Source organism: Paenibacillus sp. 203 (assembly GCF_037027525.1).
Taxonomy (GTDB): Bacteria; Bacillota; Bacilli; order Paenibacillales; family Paenibacillaceae; genus Paenibacillus; species Paenibacillus polymyxa_B.
Genome location: NZ_JAXCHD010000005.1, coordinates 333,351 through 359,292, shown reverse-complemented (window position 1 = coordinate 359,292; position 25,942 = coordinate 333,351). Strand labels below are relative to the sequence as shown.

Annotated in this window: 30 protein-coding genes and 3 pseudogenes; 6 read left to right on the top strand and 27 right to left on the bottom strand. The window is 37.1% G+C overall.

The window, feature by feature from the left end:
- Positions 1-10: 10 nt before the first annotated feature.
- From WA407_RS14075 to WA407_RS14065, 3 genes are all read right to left on the bottom strand, one after another.
- Entirely contained in the window at positions 11-1,147 is a 1,137-nt protein-coding gene (locus WA407_RS14075; protein WP_254325200.1) for an N-acetyldiaminopimelate deacetylase, read from the bottom strand.
- Positions 1,148-1,329: 182 nt separating this feature from the next.
- A complete protein-coding gene (dapD, locus tag WA407_RS14070; RefSeq protein WP_061829691.1) occupies positions 1,330-2,043 on the bottom strand; it encodes a 2,3,4,5-tetrahydropyridine-2,6-dicarboxylate N-acetyltransferase in 714 nt (237 codons plus the stop codon).
- 212 nt (positions 2,044-2,255) lie between these two features.
- Complete coding sequence (locus tag WA407_RS14065) at positions 2,256-3,164, bottom strand: hypothetical protein (protein WP_235309209.1); 909 nt, start codon at positions 3,162-3,164, stop codon at positions 2,256-2,258.
- Between the two features lie 233 nt (positions 3,165-3,397).
- Here WA407_RS14065 and WA407_RS14060 point away from each other — a divergent pair, with 233 nt between their 5' ends.
- Positions 3,398-4,342, top strand: a complete 945-nt coding sequence (locus WA407_RS14060) for a DMT family transporter (protein WP_061829689.1) — start codon at positions 3,398-3,400, stop codon at positions 4,340-4,342.
- Positions 4,343-4,416: 74 nt separating this feature from the next.
- Complete coding sequence (locus WA407_RS14055) at positions 4,417-5,265, top strand: sulfurtransferase (RefSeq protein ID WP_336077616.1); 849 nt, start codon at positions 4,417-4,419, stop codon at positions 5,263-5,265.
- 152 nt (positions 5,266-5,417) lie between these two features.
- Here the strand turns inward: WA407_RS14055 and WA407_RS14050 are convergent, their stop codons facing one another.
- From WA407_RS14050 to WA407_RS14010, 9 genes are all read right to left on the bottom strand, one after another.
- Positions 5,418-6,044, bottom strand: coding sequence for a class I SAM-dependent methyltransferase (locus tag WA407_RS14050; RefSeq protein ID WP_336077615.1), 627 nt, complete (start codon positions 6,042-6,044; stop codon positions 5,418-5,420).
- Between the two features lie 21 nt (positions 6,045-6,065).
- The gene (locus WA407_RS14045) at positions 6,066-6,521 is read right to left on the bottom strand and encodes a DinB family protein (protein WP_336077614.1); all 456 of its coding nucleotides are present in this window, start codon (positions 6,519-6,521) and stop codon (positions 6,066-6,068) included.
- 349 nt (positions 6,522-6,870) lie between these two features.
- Complete coding sequence (locus tag WA407_RS14040) at positions 6,871-7,437, bottom strand: hypothetical protein (RefSeq protein WP_061829684.1); 567 nt, start codon at positions 7,435-7,437, stop codon at positions 6,871-6,873.
- Between the two features lie 237 nt (positions 7,438-7,674).
- Complete coding sequence (locus tag WA407_RS14035) at positions 7,675-8,100, bottom strand: protein export chaperone secb (RefSeq protein ID WP_336077613.1); 426 nt, start codon at positions 8,098-8,100, stop codon at positions 7,675-7,677.
- Between the two features lie 70 nt (positions 8,101-8,170).
- Complete coding sequence (locus tag WA407_RS14030) at positions 8,171-8,794, bottom strand: hypothetical protein (protein WP_336077612.1); 624 nt, start codon at positions 8,792-8,794, stop codon at positions 8,171-8,173.
- Positions 8,795-9,000: 206 nt separating this feature from the next.
- Entirely contained in the window at positions 9,001-9,498 is a 498-nt protein-coding gene (locus tag WA407_RS14025) for a GNAT family N-acetyltransferase (protein ID WP_023989595.1), read from the bottom strand.
- Between the two features lie 180 nt (positions 9,499-9,678).
- On the bottom strand, positions 9,679-10,092 hold the full coding sequence (locus WA407_RS14020; protein WP_076157288.1) for a GNAT family N-acetyltransferase: 414 nt from the start codon (positions 10,090-10,092) through the stop codon (positions 9,679-9,681).
- An 89-nt stretch (positions 10,093-10,181) separates the two neighbouring features.
- Positions 10,182-10,631, bottom strand: a complete 450-nt coding sequence (locus tag WA407_RS14015) for a GNAT family N-acetyltransferase (RefSeq protein WP_336077611.1) — start codon at positions 10,629-10,631, stop codon at positions 10,182-10,184.
- Positions 10,632-11,099: 468 nt separating this feature from the next.
- Entirely contained in the window at positions 11,100-11,717 is a 618-nt protein-coding gene (locus WA407_RS14010; RefSeq protein ID WP_336077610.1) for a TetR/AcrR family transcriptional regulator, read from the bottom strand.
- Positions 11,718-11,955: 238 nt separating this feature from the next.
- Between WA407_RS14010 and WA407_RS14005 the strand changes: the two are divergent.
- Positions 11,956-12,705, top strand: a pseudogene (locus WA407_RS14005) (SDR family oxidoreductase).
- A 352-nt stretch (positions 12,706-13,057) separates the two neighbouring features.
- Here WA407_RS14005 and WA407_RS14000 read toward each other — a convergent pair.
- The 3 genes from WA407_RS14000 to WA407_RS13990 form a co-directional block, all read right to left on the bottom strand.
- Positions 13,058-13,447, bottom strand: a complete 390-nt coding sequence (locus WA407_RS14000) for a hypothetical protein (protein WP_336077609.1) — start codon at positions 13,445-13,447, stop codon at positions 13,058-13,060.
- A gap of 174 nt (positions 13,448-13,621) precedes the next feature.
- Entirely contained in the window at positions 13,622-14,086 is a 465-nt protein-coding gene (locus WA407_RS13995; protein WP_336077608.1) for a hypothetical protein, read from the bottom strand.
- A gap of 200 nt (positions 14,087-14,286) precedes the next feature.
- Positions 14,287-14,490 carry a helix-turn-helix domain-containing protein gene (locus WA407_RS13990; RefSeq protein WP_235309176.1) on the bottom strand — a complete coding sequence of 68 codons (204 nt, stop codon included), beginning with the start codon at positions 14,488-14,490 and terminating at the stop codon, positions 14,287-14,289.
- A 171-nt stretch (positions 14,491-14,661) separates the two neighbouring features.
- Here WA407_RS13990 and WA407_RS13985 point away from each other — a divergent pair, with 171 nt between their 5' ends.
- Complete coding sequence (locus WA407_RS13985) at positions 14,662-14,949, top strand: hypothetical protein (RefSeq protein WP_010345193.1); 288 nt, start codon at positions 14,662-14,664, stop codon at positions 14,947-14,949.
- Positions 14,950-15,135: 186 nt separating this feature from the next.
- Here the strand turns inward: WA407_RS13985 and WA407_RS13980 are convergent, their stop codons facing one another.
- From WA407_RS13980 to WA407_RS13960, 5 genes and pseudogenes are all read right to left on the bottom strand, one after another.
- A complete protein-coding gene (locus tag WA407_RS13980; RefSeq protein WP_336077607.1) occupies positions 15,136-15,783 on the bottom strand; it encodes a hypothetical protein in 648 nt (215 codons plus the stop codon).
- Entirely contained in the window at positions 15,783-15,941 is a 159-nt protein-coding gene (locus WA407_RS13975) for a hypothetical protein (protein ID WP_235309172.1), read from the bottom strand. The genes WA407_RS13980 and WA407_RS13975 overlap by 1 nt, the downstream gene beginning before the upstream one ends.
- Positions 15,942-15,970: 29 nt before the next feature.
- The gene (locus WA407_RS13970; protein ID WP_235309170.1) at positions 15,971-16,390 is read right to left on the bottom strand and encodes a YfiT family bacillithiol transferase; all 420 of its coding nucleotides are present in this window, start codon (positions 16,388-16,390) and stop codon (positions 15,971-15,973) included.
- 381 nt (positions 16,391-16,771) lie between these two features.
- The gene (locus WA407_RS13965) at positions 16,772-17,743 is read right to left on the bottom strand and encodes an HNH endonuclease (protein ID WP_235309168.1); all 972 of its coding nucleotides are present in this window, start codon (positions 17,741-17,743) and stop codon (positions 16,772-16,774) included.
- Positions 17,744-18,063: 320 nt separating this feature from the next.
- Positions 18,064-18,284: pseudogene (locus WA407_RS13960) on the bottom strand (helix-turn-helix domain-containing protein).
- A 153-nt stretch (positions 18,285-18,437) separates the two neighbouring features.
- Here WA407_RS13960 and WA407_RS13955 point away from each other — a divergent pair.
- Positions 18,438-18,635: pseudogene (locus tag WA407_RS13955) on the top strand (hypothetical protein); the annotation flags it as partial.
- A gap of 68 nt (positions 18,636-18,703) precedes the next feature.
- Here the strand turns inward: WA407_RS13955 and WA407_RS13950 are convergent.
- From WA407_RS13950 to WA407_RS13930, 5 genes are all read right to left on the bottom strand, one after another.
- Positions 18,704-19,300, bottom strand: a complete 597-nt coding sequence (locus WA407_RS13950) for a DUF2441 domain-containing protein (RefSeq protein WP_336077606.1) — start codon at positions 19,298-19,300, stop codon at positions 18,704-18,706.
- Positions 19,301-19,518: 218 nt separating this feature from the next.
- Positions 19,519-20,742: a hypothetical protein gene (locus tag WA407_RS13945; protein ID WP_336077605.1), complete on the bottom strand. Its 1,224-nt coding sequence runs from the start codon at positions 20,740-20,742 to the stop codon at positions 19,519-19,521.
- A gap of 172 nt (positions 20,743-20,914) precedes the next feature.
- The gene (locus WA407_RS13940; RefSeq protein ID WP_336077604.1) at positions 20,915-22,198 is read right to left on the bottom strand and encodes a hypothetical protein; all 1,284 of its coding nucleotides are present in this window, start codon (positions 22,196-22,198) and stop codon (positions 20,915-20,917) included.
- A gap of 207 nt (positions 22,199-22,405) precedes the next feature.
- Positions 22,406-22,999: a hypothetical protein gene (locus WA407_RS13935; protein ID WP_336077603.1), complete on the bottom strand. Its 594-nt coding sequence runs from the start codon at positions 22,997-22,999 to the stop codon at positions 22,406-22,408.
- A gap of 172 nt (positions 23,000-23,171) precedes the next feature.
- On the bottom strand, positions 23,172-23,396 hold the full coding sequence (locus tag WA407_RS13930) for a helix-turn-helix domain-containing protein (protein WP_069291285.1): 225 nt from the start codon (positions 23,394-23,396) through the stop codon (positions 23,172-23,174).
- A gap of 153 nt (positions 23,397-23,549) precedes the next feature.
- Here WA407_RS13930 and WA407_RS13925 point away from each other — a divergent pair, with 153 nt between their 5' ends.
- The gene (locus tag WA407_RS13925; RefSeq protein ID WP_023989605.1) at positions 23,550-23,837 is read left to right on the top strand and encodes a DUF6809 family protein; all 288 of its coding nucleotides are present in this window, start codon (positions 23,550-23,552) and stop codon (positions 23,835-23,837) included.
- A 182-nt stretch (positions 23,838-24,019) separates the two neighbouring features.
- Here WA407_RS13925 and WA407_RS13920 read toward each other — a convergent pair whose 3' ends face one another.
- Positions 24,020-25,471 (bottom strand): hypothetical protein, encoded by a 1,452-nt coding sequence (locus tag WA407_RS13920; RefSeq protein ID WP_336077602.1) that lies wholly within the window; start codon positions 25,469-25,471, stop codon positions 24,020-24,022.
- On the bottom strand, positions 25,468-25,776 hold the full coding sequence (locus tag WA407_RS13915) for a nucleotidyltransferase domain-containing protein (protein WP_235309153.1): 309 nt from the start codon (positions 25,774-25,776) through the stop codon (positions 25,468-25,470). Before WA407_RS13915 ends, WA407_RS13920 begins: the two co-directional genes overlap by 4 nt.
- Positions 25,777-25,942: the final 166 nt, after the last annotated feature.

Sequence of the window (25,942 nt, the reverse complement as noted above, 5' to 3'; positions counted from 1 at the left end):
GGCGCATCATTTACCCTTGAGACTTCCAGGTAAAATAGTCTGTCAGCACACGAATGGCTACACCAATCGCTTCCTCCGCAGGCTCCAGCTTGGCATGATGCAAACCATAAGGCGTATCAACACCAAGCCAGAACATCAGACCGGGAATTCGCTCCAGAAAATACCCGAAGTCTTCTCCGGTCATCGCTTCTCCGCATTCAATAAGCTGCACATCCTGCCGATTACGGACCCAGTTCATGAATTCCTCGGTCACCTTGGCTTCATTGTACACTTGCAAATAATTGGAGCCATAATGAATCTCGGCATGACATTCAAATCCAGCCTCCACACCACGCACTAGTGCTTCAATCCGTGATTTAACCAGCTTCATCGTATCGGCTGACAACGTTCGGATCGTACCCTCCAAACGGGCGGTTTCCGCGATAATATTTTGCTTCGTGCCTCCGCTAACCTTACCCACGGTAATGACCGCTGCATCAAGTGGATTCACATTACGGGCTACAACCGTCTGTAATTGTCCCACAAGCTGACAAGCAGCCACTACCATATCATTCGCCTTGTGTGGATACGCAGCATGCCCACCCATACCCTTCAGATCGATGAAAAGCTCCGACGTATTGGCAAATAGAATGCCCGGGCGAGTCGCAATTGTGCCAACAGGATATTCGGGCGCAACATGCAGTGCGACAATTTCATCGGGTATCCAGTCTGCCAGCTCCGTGCTGTCCCGCATAGGCAAGGCTCCGCCCGGCCCTTCCTCAGCAGGTTGAAACAGAACAACCAGGTCATCCTTAATCGGATGGCTTGCAAAGTGAGTAACAATTCCCAATCCAATCGTCATATGTAAATCGTGTCCACAAGCATGCATATAGCCGGGATGGGTCGAACGGAAATCGTACCCTGTCTCTTCTTCAATCGGCAAACCGTCCATATCACAACGATATCCATAGCGGCGTTCAGGAGCTGTTCCATGAATGAACACTAACACGCCCGTACGCCATGTACGAATGTCCAACCGCTCCTGAGGGAGCGTTTCCAAATAATCCAGCAAATATTGTTGTGTTTTGTATTCCTCAAAACCCGGTTCGGGAATTTGGTGTAAATCCCTTCGTATTTGGACAAAAGAACGATAGTCGACCGTACTCATTGCTGCTACGCCTCCTCTTTATAGCTCATCAGCTCTTATCGGGCAAAAGAACAAAAGGACAAAAGCCCGGCGCAGCCGCCGAGCCTTGTCCGTTGTGCTTCGTCCCTAAGTTATGCTGTCAGTGCATCATGCTTCTGACAAGGAATCGTTCACCTTTGGTACATTAAAAAAATTTTGCCTTCTTACAGAATGCGCAGTTCTTTCAAAATCTCAGTTTTAGATTTGGTCTTATCGTCAACCTGTTTGATCACACGTGCAGGTGTACCCGCCACTACGGAGTATTCAGGCACATCTTCAGTTACGACAGATCCGGCTGCAACAACTGCACCTTTACCAATTCGTACGCCTTCCAATACGACTGAGTTTGCACCGATCAATACATCGTCTTCTACTACAACTGGTTGTGCAGATGGTGGTTCAATGACACCCGCCAGGACAACGCCTGCACCGATGTGACACATGTTACCTACTTTAACACGACCGCCCAGCACAGCATTCATATCAATCATCGTGCCTTCACCAATGGTGACACCGATGTTAATCACTGCACCCATCATGATGACTGCGTTGTTACCGATGCCAACCATATCACGAATATATGCGCCTGGCTCAATACGGGCATTGATGCCTTTCAGATCGAGCATAGGAACAGCAGAGTTACGGCGGTCATTTTCCACCACATAGTCTTCTTCTTTCGCGTTTGCGCTATCCAGTACAGGCTTGATATCAGCCCAATCCCCAAATACAACACCACTGTCTCCAGAAATAAAAGCTTGAACATTCTCGCCAAAAGATGCGGAAGCCAAAGCTCCTTTTACATATACTTTAACAGGCGTCTTTTTCTTGCTGTTTTTAATCACGTTGATGACTTCTTGTGTATTCATTTCGATGGACATAGTAAATCTAACAACTCCTTCATCGCTTCATACGACTTCGTAAGCCGGAATGATCTTATTCTCTCATCCTTTATAGCACAAAAGTGCAGGTCTCGCAATTATAGATTAGACCCTTATAGCTCTAACCTATCCCTTAAAATAACAATTTCCAGCGGCGTAACTGCCTTAAATTCATAATTGTAAGCCGCCGACCATCCCGCAACAAAGTAGGGTTATTTATTAGCTTGCAGGCTCTCCAGCGATGTATAAATGAAGGATTCGAATCCTTCAGCAGGTTCACCTTGTGGAATGTTCACTTTCACGATGAAACCACCTGTTTTATTTTCTACAACAATATATTGCTGTGTCATCTTCGAACCGCTCGCTTGTAAGAACAGACGGCTACTGGACAGCGCTTGAGGTACGGCTGCTTTGTCCAGCTTCTGCACCTTGCCGATGGAAGCTAGGTCCTTTTCGCCTTCTTTTTGAAGCTCATCCAGATTAAAGTCGGAGGGCAGCTTCGTAATTTCAGCATAATAGTTATCATCTACAGCCAAGGCAACACGGTTTTGATCGGGAAACAGGGACATCGGATCAAACACATACAGTGAATATCCCTCTCCTTTTGCCAATGTTGCTGTCTGCTTTTCCTTTTTTCCTTCAAGGGTAAGCTCAAAAGTTTGAGTCTTCGAGCGTTCTCCGCCTACTGCTTGACCAGAACTTCCGTTTTGATTGCCATCTGTTGCAGCCTCTGTTTTTTGTATTTTCGTTAAAGTCAGTTGCTTCGCCGTCGCGTCGCCCTCTACTGCTTTTTCGTTGTATTCAAACGCTACTGTATCGCCTTCCTTAAGCCCTGCTATTACCGTGTCCAGTCCGTCTCCCAGTTGGAAGGATTGGGCTTCACCATTGGTTTCAATCTCTACCGTATGCGGGTCAGCAGCTCCATTGTATACACCTGTGCCTTTTTTAACTTCCGGCTCAGCGATTGGCTCCGGTTTAACTTGCGGCTGCTGTTGCGTTTGCGGTTGGTCTGACCCTTGAGGTGCGGTGTTATTGGTTTGCGGTTTCGTTCCACAGGCTGACAGAGCCAGCACTGCCACTACAGTCAGTAGTATGATTGAAAATGTGTTTTGTTTTTTCATAAAATCCACCTCCACTATGATAGACGAGCTTGTGCAGCAAAAGTTCTACGCAGCATCTCACTTAAAACCCTACCTCCTGCTCCCGTTTATTATATTCTCAGGATTTTGCAAAATCCTAATACCACGGGAATGTCAGGTACGGTATAATGGGCTGTATTAAACCCAATTTTCGAGATACCGCTTGGAAGGAATATAAACGTATTTATTTTCCTCCATACGGATGGAGCTGCCACATGAATCAAGCACACAAACCGTCGTTTTCCTTTGAATTATTGTACATCATAGGTATTATCGCCATTTCGTTCTCCTCGATCTTCGTAAGATGGTCTGAAGCCGAGGTGTCCGTCATCGCTATGTACCGTTTGTACCTAACCAATCTGATCATGCTGCCTTTGGTCTGGAAATACCGCACCGAGCTATTTAGCCTGACCCGCAAGCAGTGGATGCTGATCCTCTGGTCCGGTATAGCGCTGGGGCTGCATTTCTTGCTCTGGATGGGCTCACTGCGACTGACCACCGTTGCAAGCTCTACCGTTATTATGACATTGGAGCCGATCCTTGTCATGCTCGGTTCTTTTTTGTTTTTCCGGACGGGCACGAATCGCGCTATGCTCATCGGAATGGGTATGGCTTTTATCGGCTCACTGGCCATCGGAGCTGGAGACTTTCATGTCTCGGGACAAGCCCTGCTCGGGGACGCACTGTCCTTCTTGGGTATGGTAGCCGTGTCCATCCATATGCTGATGGGTAAGCATCTACGCGAGCATTTGAGCGCGTTTGTGTATAATTTTTGGGTTTTCGCCATCGCAGCCACATCACTTGCGCTGTATAATATGGTCAATGCCATTCCTTTTACCGGATACGCTCCACGGGAATGGGGACTATTCCTGCTGCTTGCCATTGTGCCTACGCTGTTCGGACATTACCTGTTTAACTGGCTACTCAAATATATTAACGCCACCGCGGTATCGATGGCGGTACTCGGCGAACCCGTTATTTCTTCCCTGCTAGCTTGGGTGCTGCTCGGGGAAAGGCTGTCTACTTTACAATTTGGTGCAGGCTTTTTCATCCTGTTCGGGGTATGGATTTTTATCCGATACGGAGCGGATTTTAAAAAGAAAGTCATCCATCAAAGTGAGTTGCCCGACACTGAGCACCCCCTGAAGGCCAGCTCTTAACTTATTACCCCATTTTCATAAACCATACTCAATGGATTAAATTTACTGTTAAATAAAGGAAGGCGGAATCCTCTATGAAATCCATCGTATCCAAACGCTGGCTACTGGCCCGATTGTATGAGCCGGACATGATCATTGCCGACTGCCGTTCCCTGCTCGGACAAGCCGGGGCTGGACGGACTCAATTTAATGAAGACCATATTCCAGGGGCAGTTCACTTCGATTTGGAAGAAGACCTTACCGCTCCTCTAGGTGAGCATGGTGGTCGCCATCCATTACCTAATGTGGATACACTTGCCGCACGTCTGAGTCGTGCCGGGATCAACGCATCTTCACGCATCGTCGCTTATGATGACCAAGGCGGTATGATGGCTTCCCGCTTCTGGTGGCTCCTGCGCTATCTCGGGCATGAGCAGGTATATGTACTGGAAGAGGGCTACAGCGCTTGGAAAGAAGCGAAGTTCCCGGTGACGGCAGACCAGCCGATTCGCATTCCAAGTACATTCACACCGAATGTACAGCCGCAAATGCTCACAAGTATGCAAGAGGTGCAACGTGTATCCGAAGGTTCGCTTCCTAGTGGCTCTTCCATATTGATTGATTCGAGAGAGCGGCCTCGCTACCTGGGGCTGGAGGAGCCCATAGATCAAGCAGCGGGGCATATCCCAGGTGCGGTGAATTTCTTTTGGAAAGAAGTATTGGACGAACAAGGTAGCTTTAAAAATGCGGAACAATTGCAGCAGCACTTTGCCGACCTTGATCCAAACGCAGAAATTATCGTGTATTGCGGTTCTGGCGTATCCGCCTGTCCCAATGTACTCGCCCTGAATGAAGCTGGATTTAGCAAGGTCCGTTTATATCCGGGAAGCTGGAGCGACTGGATCAGTTATGAGGAGAATCCGGTGGCGACCGGAGAGGAATAAAAAGTTTTCAACGGATATACAGGTTCTAAAGACAAATACACTGTCCTAGCGATTAGGCTTACGGCAGTGTATTTGTCTTTGTTTAAAAAAACAACTTGAGCTGAGTGAAGCAATAAAACGATGTAGTTGAAGTTGCTTGCTTTTTTGAATAGCTATCCCATCTTTTGAACAAATATATATCTTAATTCATATTTTTTCTGTTGTTTTTCTGCATATATCAGAGTTTCTCTTATGGAACCCGTTTCTAATATATTCAAATCATTAAAATGACCTTTTAAATCTTCTTCAGTAAAGAAGTGAGCATATTTCCCTTCCTTGTATTCATAAGTTCCTTCCTCAATTTCCCTACCCACACCGTTATTAAAATCACAATTAGAAAAACATGTGAAATACATTACTCCCAATTCCTTCAAATGCTTCACGCAATTCTGTATCAGTCTTTTTCGGTCTTCTAACAAAAATAAATGTAATAAATCATAACAGTATATCCCATCATACCTTTGGCATGTACTAAACTCTAATACCGATTCTTGAATAAAATTCGTTTTTAAGTCCCATTCTTTTGCTAGATTTATAGCTGAACTAGATATCTCAATTCCATCGACCTGAAAATAAGAAGAGAACGCCTTCGTATTTCTTCCATATCCAGCACCAGGAACCAAAATATCATGTACATGATTCTTTTTGAACAAATCTATAGCTTGGGTTACAGTTTGACTTGGTTCACAACCCCAAATCATCCCTTCTTCAGTAAATCTTTTGTTCCAATAATCCCCCATATGATTCACCCGCCTATATACTCACATAGCTCTTCTTTTAAGTTCATTAATCTGTCTGATATGATGTTGATCATGCCAGATAAAATCTCTTAAATAGGATATTACAGTAAACTTCCCGTCAGCATATTCTTTAGTAAACTTGTCGTCTTCAAAACTCTCTATACTCTCCAATATCATGTTACGATACTGAATAGTCATTTTAATTAATTCTTCTTTCGTTTTTGTTTTTCCATATTCAATAGCATCCTGATTAAATTGTTCAAAATCCATATGTGTTAATGTCAAAGGTGTATTGTTTAATATGGGACTTATTGCTGCTTCAAAAAAGTATTTATCCCACAGCAGTATATGACTTACGATATCCTGAACTGACCATTTACCTTCAGCAATCGTTATTTGCCAATCCATTTCACGAATCTCAGAAACAAAACTGATCCATTCTTTGAACTCCTCTAGTAACCGCGACTTCTCATTCATGGTATCACGCTCCTTTTTTCAAATTTCATTTATCTAGGACAACGTTTCTGACTCATGGACCCCAAAGGGGTTGTCTGCTGAAAATCCCTTTTCGAGACTCCTTCTCGCAGGCCTAGGCTCCGTCAGGAGACGCAGTTGAATATTAAGTATCTGTATTCATGCCCCCGAAAGGATTAAGGTGCTTCAGCACCGAGTCGAATACTTAGCCTTGCAAGGTTGATCGCCTGATCCCCTCCCAGCTCATACCTTCGAACGACCCAAGGGCGATAGGCTCGCAGCATGAATACTGTGATATCTACTTATGTCGCTTCTTTGAATAACTAATTCCTAATAGCTAAAATCTAAATACTTACAAAATGTATTTCTTTAAAATATCTAGTTCGTCTTTCAAATTAGTTTCTATTTTTTCAATCCAATCATTTGGATTTCTAATTGTAGTTGGAAAGCTGCTCTTATTCTCAAGATAATATTTCAATTGAAGATAACTACTAATCGGAAAATCTTGAGCATACCATTGTTTTCTATATCCTAAAATTCCATGATCCTTTAGTAATACTTCCATTGATTGTACAACCTCTGATATGAATTCATTAAAGTTACATTCTTCACTGAACTCTAATTTCCCTGGGTGTGTCTTTATCCCATCTTCATAGACAGTTATATTAACTTGCACCTTTTCTTTTGATTTCTTTACAATTTTCCAGTTATGTATAGCTGGTTCCGAATCCCAATCAAAGTGAACAATACTTTTAACTTCATCCGCAGGTGTACATTCAGGCAACAACACTTCAATTGCTCTTACTAGGTCAATTAATGGCTCAGAGAGATAGCTTGGAGAAATATAAATTTCCGAATTTTCAATTCGAAGATGTATATCTGCCCAACCAATATTACTTAGTGTATAAGTAAATTTCATGTATATTCTCCTTTTCAATATTACAGTTATTTCGGCTAACGTTTGTGTATTCACGAACATGCGAACCTTAAGACTCTGTAGAAGCTATCCGCTATGTGGTTAAGTTCTCAGACGGTCCACTGAATTCGCTTCTTGGGTCGCATCTAGCGGATCAAGGAAGCGAAAGCGGCCACAGTGTGAATTACGATGTTAGGTGGAATGCACTGAAATACTCACATAATTAATTCAATTTTCCCTTTAGGGCTCTACTCGAACTAATACCTCTTCCATAGTCATTTCTGGAGTTATAATTATCGTTTTGTTTAGGTTCCGACTTAAATCTTTTAGGAAGTTCATAAGTACATCTATTTTTTTCTCTGAATCTATCTGTATTGGTGAAATATCAAATTCAATAACGCTTCCTTCATAAAAATGCCCACAAATATCAATTTCACTATATTCAATAGTTATCCCAATACTTGCTTCTTTTTTTATTCTTAACAATTCAGCAATATCCCTAATTCTAGTTATTAGCCCATCTATAGTCACTCGATAATTTATTCTATTACTTTCCAAATGATCAAAAATTAGAGCCCATACTTGGATGTCTGTATCCAATATATAAATGTCCCTTAGACTTCCATCTTTAAAGAATACTTCATTCATTAGTTCATAATAATTCATGCAAACCTCCTAACACTCCGTATTTCACCTAACGTTCTTATATCTACAAGCCCTCACTATCTATTAGCTTCTAATCTTCATTCATTCTATCTGCTCGTATCCAGCTCATTTCCTCAATGTTTAATAATTCTTTAAACTCTTCTACTAACTGATGCTCAGATTCCAGTTGTGTATAGTAATTATTATTCAAAATATCGTCTAATTGTTTTATTCGCTCATTATCTAGTTCAAAAAATCTAAATGTTTTTAGATTGCAATTTGTAAACTGTTTTGCTATTTTCTCATTGTATTCATTAGATCTCAGAACTTCTTCAATTAATTCAGTTCTGATTTTGTCCCCTCTAGGGTCGACATATAAAAATTCAATGTGATCTTCCTCTGGATATCTTTCTTCTGCAAGCTTAATAATTGAAGTATCTAATAACACATATGATATATGAAGACTTGCTATCTCTTGTGAATTATAAACTACACGGTATCCCCAACAGTGATCTTCAAAATTATAAAAATATAACACTGGGATTTTTTCTGAAATTTGAAATAAAATTTCTGGAATTTCTTCACTTTCTTCTGTATCTTTGGTTACGAAAACAAACCATTTGTCATTTAAATCCTCCGCGTATATAGGATCATGCTCAAGAATTGCTTCTTTATATTTCAATAGTGATAAGCATCCTGAAGTCAATTCACTCATTGTTTTGGCCCCTTTTTGTTTCTTTAGTCATATTTCAGCTAACGTTCTTTTATTCATGAACCCCTAAGGGGTTGTCTGCTGAAATGCCTCTCCGAAATCCACCTCGCAGACCCAAACTCCGTAAGGACCGCTGCTTGAATATGATGTTAGGCGATACCCTTGATCTCTTTTGAGTTCCTTAAAATAATCCCTATTACTACTGTATTTTAACTTCTCAAATCGACAACCATCGTGATTGATGAATCAACTTTCCCAACTTCTTTAAATCCGAATCGCTCGTAGAGTTTCATTGCCGCCGCATTGCTCGGATCAACACTGAGGGATAATTTTTTTATATTCCTCTTCCTAGCTTCTTTAAATAATTCATCCATTAAGGCCATTCCGATTTTTCTTCCCCTGTATTCTTTTAACAAAGCCATTCCTAGTTCGGGTACATCATTATCAATAAATCCAAATCCCTTATTATCCTCGTTAAAATATCGAACTGTTATTGATCCGACGGGTTCACCCTCATGGTTCATTGCTATAAATCCAAAATCCCCATCTCTCCCCCAACCTTCAATATACTTTGATATATAAGGGTCTTTTATTATCGCTTTATCGAATGGCTCTTGACCTTCTGGGACAAATAATGATTCATATAACATCTCCCATAAAAAAAACACATCATCTTCTATTATTGGTCGGATTCTGTATTGCATCATTGAAGTTACCTCATTTCTAGATTCTCAAAGGTTTCACCTAACGTTTCTGTATTCCTGAACCCGAAGGGGGTGTCTGCAAAATCCCTCTTCGAAATCCAACTCACAGACCTAGGCTCCATTGGAGACGCAACTTGAATATTATGTTGTCAGATGACAGTGCCTTCCTTGATTTACTCAACGTCAATTTTTGTTTAATTCCTTTGTCAGTATTATTTCCAGAGGTTCATTCTCAAGCATTAAACATCCAGCATCTCTATATCCAAGCTTTCTATAAAAATGTTGAGCTCCTTCATTCGACTGTGTTGAGGTCATGACCATTTCAAATCCTTTTTGTTTCATTAATTCTTCCCAATACTGGACAACTTTTTTACCAATACCTGTTCCTCTATACTCCTCATCTATCCATATCATATTCATAAATGGTGTGTTGTCCCAAAAAAATCCGTATCTCATCCAACCTATTTCTTGATTGGATTCTCTAATTATTAGAATTTCATTTTCTTTTATTTTTGGTCTTATAAGTGTCTTATGTATGTGCTTGTCTCTTAACGAGATATACTCATAATCTGATTCAATTGCAAAATCAATCTTCATTGTAAATCCTCCCTTTCACTCTTTTCATTGAATATCTTCTTGGTAACACATAGTACTGATGTCTCATAACGTTTGTACATTACATAAGTTTATAAAGTCTTTTCAAAAATGTATAAGTCACCTTCTTCTCTAACTTTAGTAAACCCACACTTTGAGTAGAAGTGATGATTCTTCACACTCCAGCTAGGAGTATCCAGCCACCATTCAGTGCTATCTGGAAATCTATTTTCAATTTTCTCCATCACCTTCGTTCCGATTCCTTGATTTTTAAAATTTGGATCAATAAAGATTCTTCCTAGATTATGCACTTGATTACATTCTACGAATATCATTGCTCCCCCGATTATTTTTCCATTAAAGAGTACCTTGAAATATTCGCAATTTTGCATCATCTCTTCTTGCCAACTTATGGAGTCATATCCTATTGGCCCAACGATTTCGTTGTTATTAAAATGCTTTGATTCATCCTCAAAACTGGCCTTTTGTATTTCAGCAAGTTTTTGTGCATCATTTTCTCTAGCTTTTTCTAGTGTCAGCACCCAACATACCTCCATTGTCTTTTTATTTTTTCTGGGGTTGTCTGCTGAAATCCCTCCTCCAACTCCATCCCAACAGGCCAAAGCTCCGTGAGGATTCTTATGCTTGAATATTATGTTATCAGAAGTTACCGAACTTCTTCACTATGCATTCAAAATCAATCTGCAAATTTTTTTATCAGCGAATTTTCTAATATGGTCTTTTTTCATTTTGTAGTTTAATTATTAGTTCATATGCATCTCTTTCACTTTTCTGAGCTTTTAATGACTCTTCTTCTGTTATTTCTATTTCTATCATTTGAACCACTATTCCACCAGCATCAAAATAATGAATATTCTCCCATCTCTTCGAATTATATTAATCCAATAATTGGCAAAGAGTATATCCATAAAATGACCTCCAGATCTTTCGCGTTCTTTATACTATAGTTTTTAGTACTTTTGAGATCTAATTATTATGTTTTTAGTAATTCAAGAATTTCTGATAACGTTTGTGTATAAAGCCTCTAAATTAGAGGCTCCTATGGACGATGTTCGTTCGTGTCCCTCGACACCACAGTTCAGCAAATTCCAAAATTGTTCAACCATGACCGATGCCGGATATGGCATCGAACGGGTAATCCACCATTCCAATACCCCCACTGCCGCTGAAATTAAAAATTGCACCGTAATGTCCCTGTTCATTTCCTGATCGAGGTTGATCGAATCCAGATGCTCGCTCAGACTTTGCCGAAACATGGTCTCCATTTGGTTCCGAAAAACCGTACTTCCCTTGTTCGTTAGCATTCTAGAGTAGAATGAAGCATGCTGCTCTAAATATTCAAACGTGCGCAGTAATGCGGTTTTGGAAGGGAGATGAAAGAAGTTATCTTCAGACATACAATTGCGTAGTAACTCGTTAATTTGAACTTCCATGCATTGGTCGCGCAGATCGTACTTGTCAGCGAAATGCAAATAAACCGTTCCACGATTAACATTCGCTTCCTCCGCAATTTGATTGATCGTAATTCTCTCGAATTCCTTTTCTGACATCAGCCTCATAAAAGCATCAATAATGGCTTGCCTCGATTTTTGAATACGCCTGTCCATATCCTTCTCCCCTTTGCACCATCCGAAAAAATGAACATTTCGAAGTCCTCTGTTGAAAAATCAACAACCACGCTTGTTTTAACCATTGAACCCCATATACCGCTCTGTTACATTCACTTTATAAAATTTATGTTGATGATTCAACATATGTTCAATTTTAGAGGAGTATAATCATGAAATCTATTGTTTTACAATCTTTGGATAATTTAATTTACATTGAATTAGGAGGGTTTAAAAATTGAAACTTACAGGAAACACGATTTTTATTACAGGCGGCGGTTCGGGAATTTGACGTGCGTTAGCAGAAGCTCTCCACAATCTTGGAAACAAAGTTATTATCGCCGGTCGACGTAAAGAGCGTCTGGAGGAGACGATCAAAGCGAATCCCGGCATGTCCGCAGTGGAATTGAATGTACAAGATCCTGCCCGCATAGAGGCGGCCGCCAAGCAGTTAATCGAAGAATACCCGGATGTTAATGTCTTGGTTAACAACGCTGGCATCATACAGTCCGATGACGCGGCGGGCGTGATCGATGAGGATGTTTTGATTTCGACTGTCACTACAAACTTGCTAGGTCCCATTCGGTTGACTTCTGTATTCATCGAGCATTTGAAGTCCAAAGAAGAAGCGGTTGTCATCAACACGACTTCAATACTTGGATTTGTACCGTTAGCGACAACTGCTGTATACTCCGCGACGAAGGCAGCACTTCATACCTATACGCTGTCTCAAAGGTACTTGCTTAAAGACACATCGGTTAAAGTAATAGAAATTGTGCCCCCATGGGTTCAAAGCAACAACGATGAACCACGGGCGATGCCACTTACTTCATTCATTGATGCAACAATAAAGATACTTGTTACGGATACAGACGAAGTTCTGGTGGAAGAAGCTAAAATGTTTCGAAATCACCCTGGCCCGAACGAAGGTGTTTTTGTGACCCAGCTTAACGATATGATGAATTCTGAACCTCCAAAGATCCATTGATCCATCTGTAATTCAGTTTTTAAAAATTTAAGCGAACATGAAGTAGACACTCAGCTCCGTCTACTTCATGTTCATTTTATTGCAACTTGCACGTGGAGTAAGAAAAAGCGCCAAGCGGAACCCCCATGTTTACCTCTTAAATAATTCCGTTGATTTCACATAACGTTGGGTATTTCTGAAGTTCAAGCAACTTAAGGTGACTCGTCAGACTTAACAGGTCGAATGTGTCCGGTGAATCCGCTCCTCCGAAATGCCTCTTCCAGACAAAGCGTAGAGCTTGTCCTGCTCCGATGCGTTTAATTCGATGTTAGATGATGAAACCTACTTCTTCGAGTTGCGTTCAAAGTAATTATTATTCTTGTTTCCATTTATGTGTTTCGAGTAGTTTTCTAGTTTCATAGTAATACTTTATTACTCCAAGCATAGGAATTAATTCTATACAAATGTTATCGCAATAATTTCCTAACTGACCACCAACAACCAGAAGAATTTCTCTGTTTCCCTGTTTATCGTTCATAAGAGTATATATATTACCATCAATTGTAATAGACACTATGAAATATTCCGGTCCGCCTCCAACTAATGCTGAATCTGTGTCTGATACCTCAAAAAAGACTAATGTAAATTTATCTCCATCGAGTTTTCTTAAAAATCTTAAAGTGTCTCCCCATGTAGGATTCATAACTATTTCTTCATTGAATGTGGTCCCATTCCATTCATCAACACTAATAGATTTTATCATTTTTTCTTTGCATCCTTTTTAGATGGTTTTATTTATTTGGGTGCTTTCATCTAACGTTCCTGTATCTATGACGTGACCTGACCCTAGATAGCTTACTTTAGGTCAGGTCGTGTGTTATCTGAATATGATTCTGTGCTTGACACCTAATAACTTACTAGTACTTCATTCAAAGTGTCAAATCCCTAGATGTAATATTATTAAGTCGTCATTATCTTCAACTAGATTACATAAGGTAATTAGTTCAGAGAGAATTTTTAATAAATTAGCTTTTCTTACTTCAATTTTTTCATATTCACCTTTATCGATTTGGTCTCTCCAAAAATAATTCCCTGTTAACTTTATTTCATTTGGAGCATTTTTAAATATCTCATACCAACCTGTAATAATTTTTTTTAGTACACTCGCTCCATTTGGATAAATATCTGTTAACCCATAGTAATTCAACCCGAATCTATTTCCAGTTTCATTTGGTATCCACTTTAATGTATCTGAAAAATACTGAAAGAATTCATCATCTAATTCAACTAAATAATCGATACCTGATTTACTTTTATTAATTCTCCCATTGTTATTCCTAACAATTTGATTTAATTCAAAGCCAATTTTAGGAGCTATAAGAAACTCATGAATTAATGGCATTCTATTCACCTGTTTTCTTAAATGCTAGTCTTTCAGAAAACGTTTCCGTATTCATGAAGCCCGAAAGGGTTGTCTGCTAAAATCCCTCTTCGAAAATCCTTCTCGCAGACAAGGCTCCAAAGGAGCCGCTGCTTGAATATTATATTATGCGATGGAATTGCTTCTTCGATTAACCAACGTGCATTCTTGATTCTAATCTGTTACTGTCCTGCTATATGTTCCAATAAATCTCCTGGCTGACACCCTAAAGCCGCACATAATTTGTCAATCACTTCTAATGATACATATTCGTTCGTATTGAGCTTCGCCATTGTAGCAGACGAAATACCTGTCATTTTCAATAAATCCTGCTTCTTAATCTCCCTGTCGATCAATAATTTTTGAAATGGTTTATAACTAATCATCTGATATTCCTTTCACACATCAAGTGAATTTTTCTTTAATTATATGAAAGTATATTTTCTTTATCAAAAACATCTTCAACATGTATTGACTTAATTATTTGATATGATAAAATTATGTTTAATAAGTTGAACTTTTATTCATAAAATCAAATACATTGGAAGGTGTTTAAAATGCATAATTCTTTAGAAGTCTTACTTGATTCACTGATTTATACTCGAATTGAATCTTTATATGGCGAGCTTATCAAAAACAACTCCAGCTACAACCAATTTTCATCCGAACGGAATCTCTACTTCAAGCAGTTACATGAAGGAGTACCGGAGAATATACAGAAGACCCTATTCCTTTACGACGATGCTGAGCTTTCTGTACAAGCTATTTTAGAACGTGAAATTTATTTGCAAGGTTTTAAGGACGCTCTTCATCTGCATAACGAATTACATATATCTTTAGAATGAGAGCCTTCTGGCTCTTTTTCATTTTGATTCAGTCGTATAACGTATGTACATTCCTGACGTTGGTTTCCCTTAGATAGCTCTTTCTTAGGGAAATCAACGTCAGCTGGATCCTCTCCTTGAAATGCCTCCGGCGACCAAGGGGCGAATGCCCCGCAGTAGGAATATGATGTTAGGCAATGCAGACAGTTATACCCGAAAAATTCCTGACTTCAGTCTTACGATCTCATAGTTATTAGATCTTATATATTCCCATACCGGTTCTCTAAATTCTTTATAAGAACTTATTACTTTACTCTTCGGATCTATAGTACATATTCGTTGATTTCCCATATCACAGACGTAAAGAAGTTCATCGTAAAAGTATATACTTTCAGGTAAGTTAAATAAGGTTCCTTCAATGTCTCCTATAGAATACAATTCTTTGTATGTTTTAAGGTTATAACACTTTATTGTATTCCTTGTTGGGTAAACAACCCAAATCAGATCCTCAGAAACAGCAAAACCATAGACTGTATCAAACATATCTTGATGGATAAATTCTAGATTTCCGTTACTATCAAACTTATGAATGTCTGATTGTTGGAAGTTTGATACATAGACGGAGCCATCTAATGACCTGCATGAATCAGTTATATTGTCCTGAAAGTAATTCATAATTTCAACATAGTATGGACCGTACTTATGACAAAAGTATTCTTGTTTAGAAATAGTATCAACCTGTGAATTGGACCACTTAGCATAACCAAGCTCTTCACCTTTTTCATCCATTAGGTGAAAATAAACCTCTTCTTCATCCTCGAATATTCCCCAGCCTCTTCTATGTATTAACTGCATTATGTTCCTTCTTCCTTAAGCTCAGTTTCGCCTAACGTTCCTGTATTCATGAACCCCGAAGGGGGTGTCTGCTGAAATTCCTCTCCGAATCCATCCCACAGACCCAGGCTCCAAAGGAGCCGCAGCTTGAATATTATGTTATGCGTTGTTACTGCCATCTTTGAACTCCTTACAATTATCCTCTCTCTTATATGTCTTTCCATTCCTCTCTTCTTATTAGGTTTTCGATTTGGGATGCATGGTGTTTGTTGTGCCAAATAAATCTTTGTATAGCTGTCTCTAATGTAATTATTCCTAATACTTCAGTTTGTATAGTCCGTTTATAGTCTTCTATACTAAGTTCATTCAGCAACACCAAAAAGCGATGATGCAATACTTCAATAAGTGATAGCGAATTCTCTACGGGCAACTTCTTGTAATCAATTAATTCTCCCCACAGATCTTCTCTATATGTATTTGCTAATGGATTATTTTCAGTTAATCCTCTTTTAAATCTCAGGTACGCATTCATATCATTATCAGCTAAGTGATGTATGACCTGCCTTACTGTCCAACCATTCGGCCGATACGGAGTCTCCAATTGGTATTGTTCAAGACCAATCAGCAATGTATTTAATCGCTTAGTTAGTTCAGGAATTTGTTTAATAAGATTTATTATTCATCATTTGAAAGATTGTTTTTGGGTTGAAATTGACCAATCGGATATTTGATTTGATCCATTGTATTTCTCCTTTCTGCTTTAGAATTGCAATAATTACGCATAACGTTTCTGTATTCATGAGCCCCAATAGGGTTGTCTGCTGAAATGCCTCTTCGAAATCCATCCCGCAGACCAAGGCTCCAACGGAGCCGCAGCTTGAATATTATGTTATACGACGGAATCGCTTCTCGACTCTGCCCTCACTATTGATTTTCTCCAGGTACATATTCAATCAGATCATATAATTTGCAGTTAAATGTACCCCATAACTTTATTTATAAGCTATTTTCATGGTCTATATCCAATTCTAGCCCAATGATGCCTTAGATATTTAATATTTATTGGTATTTTAGAATCTTTAATAGCTTGACCATTAGATTCTATTATCTGATTTATTGGACTATGATAATAAGATAGTCTTTCAATATCTATAGAAACAGATAAGTTATCATCTAAAGTAAATAAGCCAATTTCAAATGCTTTATCATGAAATAAGCAAAGGCACAATCCATTGGATGTATCTCCTCTTGATTCTGAATTATCAGACCATCTAGCAATATGAGCTCCAATCAGAAAACTGCTATCAGCAACTTCACAATTTGGAAAACAACAAATATGATTAAAATTATCGCGAACATTTTTAGAAAAATTACTTTGCCCTATTCTAATAGGCAGAGTTTTTTTACTTTCATATGTATTGGACTGATCAATTACCAACCTTTCTCTAACAGTAGTATTAATACTACTGTTACTAAATAAAATGTTGTATAATTCTGAATCCACTTCAGATAGATATGCCCCATTTTGTCTACGTAAATTTCCGTTTTGAATTACATAAAATAAAAGTTTCTTTTCGTCTGAACTCTTAGCTTTATTTACATTGAAATAATACATCAATTGATTTTCTTTTTGAGTAAAAAGTGTACTTAATTCGATTGTCTGATCAAATGGTTCAAATTTTTTTAAATTTACTCTATAAAAAGTATCAGCGTAACTCCAATTTGGTCCAGGATCAGGTGGTCTTAGTGTTGTGATAAAGCCATCTGTTTCAGCAATTGAATGTCCGATGAATTTAGAATTTGAGTCTCCTCTTAAATGTAAGATAATGTCCCCTTCTTTTACACGCATTAAACTATCCCAATATGCCCATATACGTCTGGTATCACCTACTATTTTATATGCTGGTGACCAAAGGCATTTTGTAAATCCCCATTCTCCTCCCCCATGTACTTCGTCCTTTGACATCTCTATCCAAATCATATCCCTAGCTCCTTTATGAAATATTCTCAGGTTGTAATTCATGCGCCCTCGCTAGCTTTAGGTGAAAAAATTAACGTAATACATGCAGTCAACAAACCGTACATCTGCTTTGCTCTGCTTCTCCAAACCAGAGCACTCAAAACTTTGATGTACAATAAAATTACTCGGTTCTTTCGGATAACGTTTCTGCATTCATGTACCCAATGGAGTTGTCTACTGAAATACCTCTCAAAATCCTAATTCGCAGACCAAGGCTCCAAAGGAGCCGCAGCTTGAATATTATGTTATACGATGGAATCACTTCTCGAATCTGCCTTCACCTATTGGTTTTCTTTGGGTACATACTCAATTAAATCTGATAATTTGCAGTTAAATGTATCGCATAGCTTAAGGTTTCTAGCTTTGTTGTTTCTATATTCGTTCTCCTATACAACTTGTTGATTGAATTCCGACTTAAGCCCGATTTCGCCATCAATTCTGTTATATCATCTATTCGATGTTCTGCCATGAGTTCTCGTATATTGCACTTGATTACGTTCATCTTTTCCCCTCCATAATTCTATCTTATCTTCCATATTAGCAATCATCAACGAAAAGCGAAGTTTTAACTCTATAAAGTCAAATATTCACCTTGCAATTATCTTTATAAGGTTATATAATGACTCTATAGAGTTAATCAGAGGAGGAATAACATATGATTAATACATTAGAATCATTAACAGAGCCGCTTATAAGAATACGTTTAGAATTACTCTATACTGAGCTTCTGGAGTGTCATAAGGAGTACACTCAGATTTCTTCGGAGACAGATCAATATTTTAAAACGCTTCATGATGCTTTGCCCGATCAACTTCAACATACGGTTTTTCTTTACGAAGACGCCCAAATTTCTCAGCCGCCAGGCTCCGATGCGTGAATATGATGTTATAGGATGTCAGCGTCTCCTTTGAAATACTCAGATTATACTAATGTGAAATCATCAATTATTTCAACAACTTCAATTTTTCCATTAATCAGAAGCTCAGGAAGTTCGTTTTTTACATTCCCCTTCCAATATTCTCTAGCCTGTTCGATTTTTTTTAAAAATGATGCTCCGTCTACCTTTGGTAATAGGTTCCCATCACCTTCAAAATAACTCCCTGTTACTCGTAGCTTAACAATCTGCAAAACCTTTCGATTAAAAGAATCAAATATCTCCTTCCATTTCAAAGCATCCTCATAACTTCTCGCAGCATATAAGCAAGACAATCTAGAAGGATAATCCGGATATTCTTGTAATCTCACCATTTCTACTATTACTTCTCTAACAGATCTGATCGTTTGTCCTGCATACTTCATCGTTGCTGCAGCGTTCTCTTTATCCAGCTTCAATCCTTCATTTGAATAATGATCATGTAAAATCTTAAAAATATCTTCACCGTTATTATTTGTATATGTCTTCTCAAAAAAGAAATGATACAGGTTGTTCTTCTGGTTTTTGTCAAAATTGATAATCTGTCCAGGACTCATTTCTTTCCTAGTCACAATATGATAAACAAGCATTTCGTTCTCATTCATAGTCTACCTCCGTTTGACCATTAACGTAAAAAAACAATTCAATAAGTAACTAACAATATTGATTTTGATATTTAATTTTTACGCTGATTTCCTATAACGTTTTTCCCTATTCACGAACTCCGCCAGGAGTTGTCTCCAACGGCAGACCAAGGAATGTAGTGACGCTACGTGAATAGGATGTTATAAGGAGTCGACGGCTTCATTGAAATACTTTCATTTTAGATGACCTTTGAATCATCATGTTGTCTTGAAAACCATCGTATTACTTGATCAGCAACTATTTTTAAACAAGTTGAGAATTGTTTCATTTCATCTTTTGGACACTCGTATCCCTTATTTTTGTAATTAGTTTTTGCATGAGCGATCATATTTCTTGTATCTGAAATTGCATTTGATAACTCTAGTAATGATTGCTTCTTTTCTTCTCTTGTGCTTTGTATATTCATTTTGTTGATATTTTTCAAATATCTTGGTGCATGCTCTTTTAGTTCTACCACATCACAACATACTTCAATTGTGATTCTAATAGCTTCTTTGTCTTTCCTATAATTCCCCAGATCATCAAACAACTTCTCTAATTCGAGCACATAATTTGCATCAGGACTCAATGTTTTTGGGCTATATAGTTTCGTCATTACTGATTCTAATAATTCTCTTCTAACCACCGTTTGAGAAACATACTCTATAACTTTTGTATACATAAGAACCAAAATTTCTGGATCTTCAATACTGGCGCATGCATTATAAATTTGATAAAGTTCCTTATTTCCCTTTCCAGCAACTAAAGGACGGAGCCTAACATTCTCTTCGCCTTCTTGTAATTCATACTCCAATTCATAATATACAGGTCTTGGAGAAACAAATAATTTAATATTCAATGACGAACTCAACTCAAACATATACGCTTGAATTAAGTCATCAATTAATGCTTCATTAATTTGTATTTCTGATGTTACCTCAATGAAAAGATCTTCGTAAAGTACTGGTGGGAAATATTTATCGTAGTTATTCATAACGGTAACTACAACTGCAAAGTTTGTTTGTTCATCAATCAAATTAAAATAAAAGGTTTGATTATTAATGATAAGAGAGGTACTAAACACTCCATCTACTTTTTCTTCAAGAGCAACTATCTTTTCTCTATTTAGTGAGTCCACCCTTAGCAAAATTCGCTTGGGACTAATATAGATATAGTCATTATCAATCCTTGACATTCTTACTTCTTTAATTGTCTCAAATACCTCACCCAAAGTTTTTACTGGATAATCGTCACAGTAGGGTAATCCAAAATTGATCTCTGAGTCCAAATCAATAACAACATCTTCGTCGTAATCTTCAGAACTTTCTATATCAAAAAAGTCAAAGTCAATACGAAATTTCTTGAAATAAGATAATAATTCATGGGTCTTTGTTTTTGTTTCATCGTCAATAAAACGTAACATCCTGTCCTCCTAATGTGTTATTTTATAATTATTCATGCCGATTTCTTATAACGTTCCTGTATTCACGACCTCAGCGAATGCTGAGGTGTCCGGCTCCTGCCGGACCCAGGGCGTATGCCCGCAGCGTGAATATTATGTTACATGAAGTATCTACATCACTGAAATACTCGAGTTATTCTAAAATCTTTACTAATCTTTCAAAGCTTTCTTTAATAATGCCAAAATGTTCTTCAACATTTCTTTGATAAACCTTTTCTCTTTTTTCCTTAATATCATCAGTAAAATAAATTTCAATATTACATTTATGCTCCTCAAAGTAATCACTGGTATTAACAACAGGAAGAGGTATAAATAGATCCCCTTTTTTATCAAATATCACTCCTTTCACTTTAAACAAACTCAATAGCTGTCTTAAATTAAAATCATTAGTTAAAAAAAACGGAATGAAAAAACGACCTTCTCCCCCTCGCTTAAGAAAATACTCCATAATACGTGGGACTGAAAAATCCCAGGCTATATTTTCGATCTGGCGAAATAATTTTTCAGTCTTCATACCTTTATTAAATTTATTGAGCATATTAACGTTTTTTGAATTCATAAAATACTTGTGTGCTACAATAAATTCTCTTTCATAATAAATTCCCAGCTCATCATTAATAAACTTAAATAAATTGTCTATTTTTTTTGGAACACCTGCTTTATTTTCGAATTTATTAATCAAGATACCAATGAGTAATAGGATCATGCACTGATGAAGATTCTTAAATATACTCATCATTCCTTCAATGCTACTGGCATTAAATGTTCCATTAAAAATTTGATCGGCAAGAAGAAAAGCCTCTGTTTCAGTAATTGTATAAGAGATGATGCCTTTCTCTATATACTTTTGTTGATCAATACTTTTAAAAAGCTCTAGACTAACCAAATTCCTATACAACTTTGCTCTTTTATCTTTTCTGATAGATTCATCTTCTACCCCTTCTAATTTGAAGGAGTTTTTATAATTTTCAATCATATAAAATAAATAGTCGTAATTGTACCCTCCCCGGATAAGTACATCTATAACTTGAAATACCTCGTTATTCATTGTTGACCATTCATTATTTCTGACAAAATTATCAATGTAACTGGCATAGTTAGTATCTAACATTATTGAATAATCTACTTTGAATGTTGTATCAGCACTCCCATTCATAATCATTTCCCTGTTTAATTCATTCTCTATGAAGTACAATTTATCAGTTGAAAAATAAGGAATGAAATGGCTATTCTCAGATTCAATAAGTTTTTTTATGCCATTTGGATAACCACTTCTGTGATAATTATCTAGCGAAACGATAGCACTTGTATCATTAGAATTCCCCATAATTGCCCAAGCTTCAAACAGCTCTTTCGGCTCGGTCGCTTGAGAAAGTACATACAAACCTTCTTTAAAATTTTTACTAGTCCTAACCATAAAGGTTCCCTCCAAACTAAAATAGGTGCCTAAATATTCTTTATAGATATTTCATGTAACGTTCTTGTATTCACGAATCCGAGGGGTTTAAGGGCGTTTGCGCCCGGGTCGTAGACTTAGCCTCGCAGGATTGTCTATCTGAGTTCACTTCCTTGTATTAGCTACTGGCAGACCAAGGGCCGTATGGCCCGCTGCTTAAATACGGTGTTATACGCCGTGTTTCTCTTCGTCGATATACCCTTCAATTGTCTCTTTAGATCTTCTAACTTTTCCACTTGTTCTATCGAATTGAATAGAGATAATATCGTCTTTAACTATATCATCTATCATTTCAACAATAATTCCATAATCTATATGATAAAGATGTTTATCTTTATCAAAATCAGAATTTATAAATACTCCACTATACTCCATTCCATTTTCTTCATCAAACGTTGGAAAGAAAATAAAACTATGTATAAATGAATTGCACATTTGTTTAATTGTAAGTGAACTGTTTAAACAATTCATTAAATCGTAGAATTCACCGTAATCAATAAGATTTAGCAAATCTATTTTTTTCTCATTTTGTATTCTTTGATATTTTCCACACTTGTAATTTTTAGAAAGTAATTCATCACTTAACTTTCCATTTTCAACAAGTTTTCTAATAATAAAACTGCAAAGAAAATGAAACTTCTCAAGCCCCATTACAAAGTGTTCAGTATCATATTTTGAGAATTTTATTTGTTTGAGATATTTTTTGAAATTTCTCAATTCCTTAATTAATTCCGCTTTCCAAATGTGGGAGTTCCAAATCATCTCACAATCTCCTTTATTAATTCTTTAGAAACATGGCGTATAACGTTTCTGTATTCATGAACCCCGAAGGGGTTGTCTGCTGAAATTCCTCCCCGAAATCCATCCGCAGACCAAGGCTCCGAAGGAGCCCGCTGCTTGAATATTATGTTATACGACGGATTCAGTGCCCTCACTATTGATTATCTCCAGGTAGATATTCAATCAAATCAGATAATTTACAGTTAAATGTATCGCAAAGCTTGAATAAAGTCTCCAGCTTTGTTGTTTCTATATTCGTTTCCCTATATAGCTTATTAATTGAATTCCGACTCAATCCCGATTTCGCCATCAATTCTGTTATATCATCTATTCGATGTTCTGCCATGAGTTCCCTTATATTACACTTGATTACGGTCATCTTTTCCCCTCCATAATTCTATCTTATCTCCCATATCAATAATCATCAACGAAAAGCAAAGATTTAACTCTACAAAGTCAAATATTCACCTTGAAATTAACCCTATAAGGTTATATAATAACTTTATGGAGTTAATTAAAGGAGGAAGAACATATGATTAATACATTAGAATCATTGACAGAGCCACTTATAAGAATACGTTTAGAATTACTCTTTGCTGAGCTTCTGGAGTATCATACGGAGTACAATCAGCTTTCTTCGGAAACAGATCGATACTTTAGAACACTTCGTGAAGCGTTACCCGATCAACTTCAACATACGGTTTTTCTGTACGAAGATGCTCAAATATCTCTCCAATCCATCTTAGAAAGAAGCATCTACATACAAGGTTTCAAAGACGCTCTACAACTCTTTAGTGAATTGAAAAATTCTAACATTTAGAGGATCATATGATCCTCTTTCCTATTGTTTTTGATTCTGTCGTATAACGTTCCTGTATTCACGACCCAGCATATGCTGGGTGTCCGGCGTATGCCGGACCCAGGACGAATGTCTAAAGCGTGAATATATTGTTATAAGAATTCACTATTATAATCAAATATATTATAAAGACTTTAATATTATTAAATCACGGAGTTGTATTTCAAAAGCTTCATCAAGTTATCTCCCATAAGTGTGTGTATTGTCCAATTTAGATTTGCAGTTGCACGTTTGATCGCATTGTAAAATGGTTCTGTTCCTTCGCAAGGAGAAACAAACACTACCACAGCTTTATTACCAAAATTAGCAAATGGTCTATACACTTGATATGTTACATCCTCAGTTACTTTCTTTTTAATCTCTTGTCCAGATTTAAAAGGCATACAAAGATAATTAACTTTATTGGTCCCAACTTTTTTAATAGGCAATTCCATATCTGATATCTCGTACACACCATGAGGCTTAACTTTTTCTCTATCTACAATTGATTTATCTATATTTATAATTATTTGAGCAACTGCTTCTCGAAGTTCTTCGTCGTTATAATTTAAAATTTTTTGTTTATCCTCTTCAGTCAATTCGGTTGCATTATGTTTACCATAGTCCTTGAAATAATTATCCATAGTAAACCATTCGTTAATCTCGTATTCTTCGACAACAGGAATTCTTAGGTTCGTTAATTCAACATTATTTTCGTGTTTGAGAATAGCACTACAATTTCTAAGGACTATAACTTTTTCAATAAACTTAAAATCACTATATTTATCTATAAGAACATTCCAGAAGTCATCTGGGAATTTATCCTTGAAGTACTCGAAGTCAACGTTTATAAGACTAAAGTATCCCCATATTTTTTTAACAATAGATTTTATATCTTCTAAATTGTTCACCTCTTTTCGAATAAAGTTTATTTCTTTTTTACTATAATCTTCGCAATACTTTATTGTTGATATTAAGAACAAGTTCAACTGAGGGTTGCTATCTAATTGAACTGCCATTCCTTCTTTTTCTACAAACCTTTTAACAATATTCAAGCATTTGACCGCTAAGTCAGTTGCTTTATCTCTATATAATTTCGGCTCTGTTTTAAGATATTCCACCATAGCTTGCAAATAATTAAGAACCGTATAGAAAGCAGGTACAAGTATATCCATTTCATTGTTATGATCAAGTAAGTTATTCATTCCACGTACTAATCCAGAGTCTCCTCTTGTAAAAAAATACTCATCTTCTGAGCTTCCATGTACCATACCTTCCCTCATCTGAAGTCTCATTATATTAATATCAATATTTACGTTATAGGTTGCACGTCCAACTGAATCTGATGTTGCTTTATAAAACTCTTGTGGCAATTTATAAAGACTATAAAAATAAAATATTTTATCAAGAATATAAACTTGATTAGCTATTTTTTTTAAAAATCTTGTTAATAAAACTTGATTTTCTGCACTTAAAGTAAAGTTTTCTTGTATATCTTCTAATAAAAATGCAAGTTCACAAAGTTCTTTTATCTGAGCCTTATTTGGCTCCATTTTTAATGATTTTTCACATAAAAATAGCTGATCATTTAAACTCGTTTCTAAAAATTCTTTCATAAAGACACCTCTTTCAATTCATTTAGTGAATCATCTGTTGAAATTTTAAAAATATAAGAATATTCCTTTTGAGAAAGACAAATAGCATCAACTTTTATTTCTACATTCTCTCCTAAGCTCTTAAGTAAGATTCTTTTTCTTGTAACAATATCTAAATCAATAAAATCATCTGATACTACTAAAATATCAAAATCAGAATATTGATTTTGTAGATTAAATGCATAAGAACCTCTAATAAAAAGTTTCTCACAATTAAAATAAGTATGGCTACTCAGTTTTCTAATTATTGACTCTTCAATACTCATATTTATTTCACTCCATAAAACTACTATTATTTATTTTTTTGATTTCACAGTAATTTCTTATAACGTTCCCGTATTCACGACGCCTGGCGGCTGCCAGGTGTGTCCGGCCGCTTTTGCTTCCCTGAAGTCATACTGCCGGACCGAGGGCGTATGCCCTAAGCGTGAA

Excerpts from the sequence above, each read along its gene's own strand:
- WA407_RS14000 (WP_336077609.1), bottom strand. The coding sequence starts at position 13,447 with ATGATAAAATCTATTAGTGTTGATGAATGGAATGGGACCACATTCAAT.
- WA407_RS13995 (WP_336077608.1), bottom strand. The coding sequence starts at position 14,086 with ATGCCATTAATTCATGAGTTTCTTATAGCTCCTAAAATTGGCTTTGAA.
- WA407_RS14055 (WP_336077616.1), top strand. The coding sequence starts at position 4,417 with ATGAAATCCATCGTATCCAAACGCTGGCTACTGGCCCGATTGTATGAG.
- WA407_RS14050 (WP_336077615.1), bottom strand. The coding sequence starts at position 6,044 with ATGGGGGATTATTGGAACAAAAGATTTACTGAAGAAGGGATGATTTGG.
- WA407_RS13975 (WP_235309172.1), bottom strand. The coding sequence starts at position 15,941 with ATGGCAGTAACAACGCATAACATAATATTCAAGCTGCGGCTCCTTTGG.
- WA407_RS13930 (WP_069291285.1), bottom strand. The coding sequence starts at position 23,396 with ATGACCGTAATCAAGTGTAATATAAGGGAACTCATGGCAGAACATCGA.
- WA407_RS13985 (WP_010345193.1), top strand. The coding sequence starts at position 14,662 with ATGCATAATTCTTTAGAAGTCTTACTTGATTCACTGATTTATACTCGA.
- WA407_RS13935 (WP_336077603.1), bottom strand. The coding sequence starts at position 22,999 with ATGATTTGGAACTCCCACATTTGGAAAGCGGAATTAATTAAGGAATTG.
- WA407_RS13940 (WP_336077604.1), bottom strand. The coding sequence starts at position 22,198 with ATGGTTAGGACTAGTAAAAATTTTAAAGAAGGTTTGTATGTACTTTCT.
- WA407_RS13980 (WP_336077607.1), bottom strand. The coding sequence starts at position 15,783 with ATGCAGTTAATACATAGAAGAGGCTGGGGAATATTCGAGGATGAAGAA.
- dapD (WP_061829691.1), bottom strand. The coding sequence starts at position 2,043 with ATGTCCATCGAAATGAATACACAAGAAGTCATCAACGTGATTAAAAAC.
- WA407_RS13945 (WP_336077605.1), bottom strand. The coding sequence starts at position 20,742 with ATGTTACGTTTTATTGACGATGAAACAAAAACAAAGACCCATGAATTA.
- WA407_RS14075 (WP_254325200.1), bottom strand. The coding sequence starts at position 1,147 with ATGAGTACGGTCGACTATCGTTCTTTTGTCCAAATACGAAGGGATTTA.
- WA407_RS13925 (WP_023989605.1), top strand. The coding sequence starts at position 23,550 with ATGATTAATACATTAGAATCATTGACAGAGCCACTTATAAGAATACGT.
- WA407_RS14060 (WP_061829689.1), top strand. The coding sequence starts at position 3,398 with ATGAATCAAGCACACAAACCGTCGTTTTCCTTTGAATTATTGTACATC.
- WA407_RS14035 (WP_336077613.1), bottom strand. The coding sequence starts at position 8,100 with ATGAATTATTATGAACTAATGAATGAAGTATTCTTTAAAGATGGAAGT.
- WA407_RS13965 (WP_235309168.1), bottom strand. The coding sequence starts at position 17,743 with ATGATTTGGATAGAGATGTCAAAGGACGAAGTACATGGGGGAGGAGAA.
- WA407_RS13915 (WP_235309153.1), bottom strand. The coding sequence starts at position 25,776 with ATGAGTATTGAAGAGTCAATAATTAGAAAACTGAGTAGCCATACTTAT.
- WA407_RS14065 (WP_235309209.1), bottom strand. The coding sequence starts at position 3,164 with ATGAAAAAACAAAACACATTTTCAATCATACTACTGACTGTAGTGGCA.
- WA407_RS13920 (WP_336077602.1), bottom strand. The coding sequence starts at position 25,471 with ATGAAAGAATTTTTAGAAACGAGTTTAAATGATCAGCTATTTTTATGT.
- WA407_RS14020 (WP_076157288.1), bottom strand. The coding sequence starts at position 10,092 with ATGAAGATTGATTTTGCAATTGAATCAGATTATGAGTATATCTCGTTA.
- WA407_RS14025 (WP_023989595.1), bottom strand. The coding sequence starts at position 9,498 with ATGATGCAATACAGAATCCGACCAATAATAGAAGATGATGTGTTTTTT.
- WA407_RS14045 (WP_336077614.1), bottom strand. The coding sequence starts at position 6,521 with ATGAATGAGAAGTCGCGGTTACTAGAGGAGTTCAAAGAATGGATCAGT.
- WA407_RS13990 (WP_235309176.1), bottom strand. The coding sequence starts at position 14,490 with ATGATTAGTTATAAACCATTTCAAAAATTATTGATCGACAGGGAGATT.
- WA407_RS14010 (WP_336077610.1), bottom strand. The coding sequence starts at position 11,717 with ATGGACAGGCGTATTCAAAAATCGAGGCAAGCCATTATTGATGCTTTT.
- WA407_RS14040 (WP_061829684.1), bottom strand. The coding sequence starts at position 7,437 with ATGAAATTTACTTATACACTAAGTAATATTGGTTGGGCAGATATACAT.
- WA407_RS13950 (WP_336077606.1), bottom strand. The coding sequence starts at position 19,300 with ATGAATGAGAACGAAATGCTTGTTTATCATATTGTGACTAGGAAAGAA.
- WA407_RS14030 (WP_336077612.1), bottom strand. The coding sequence starts at position 8,794 with ATGAGTGAATTGACTTCAGGATGCTTATCACTATTGAAATATAAAGAA.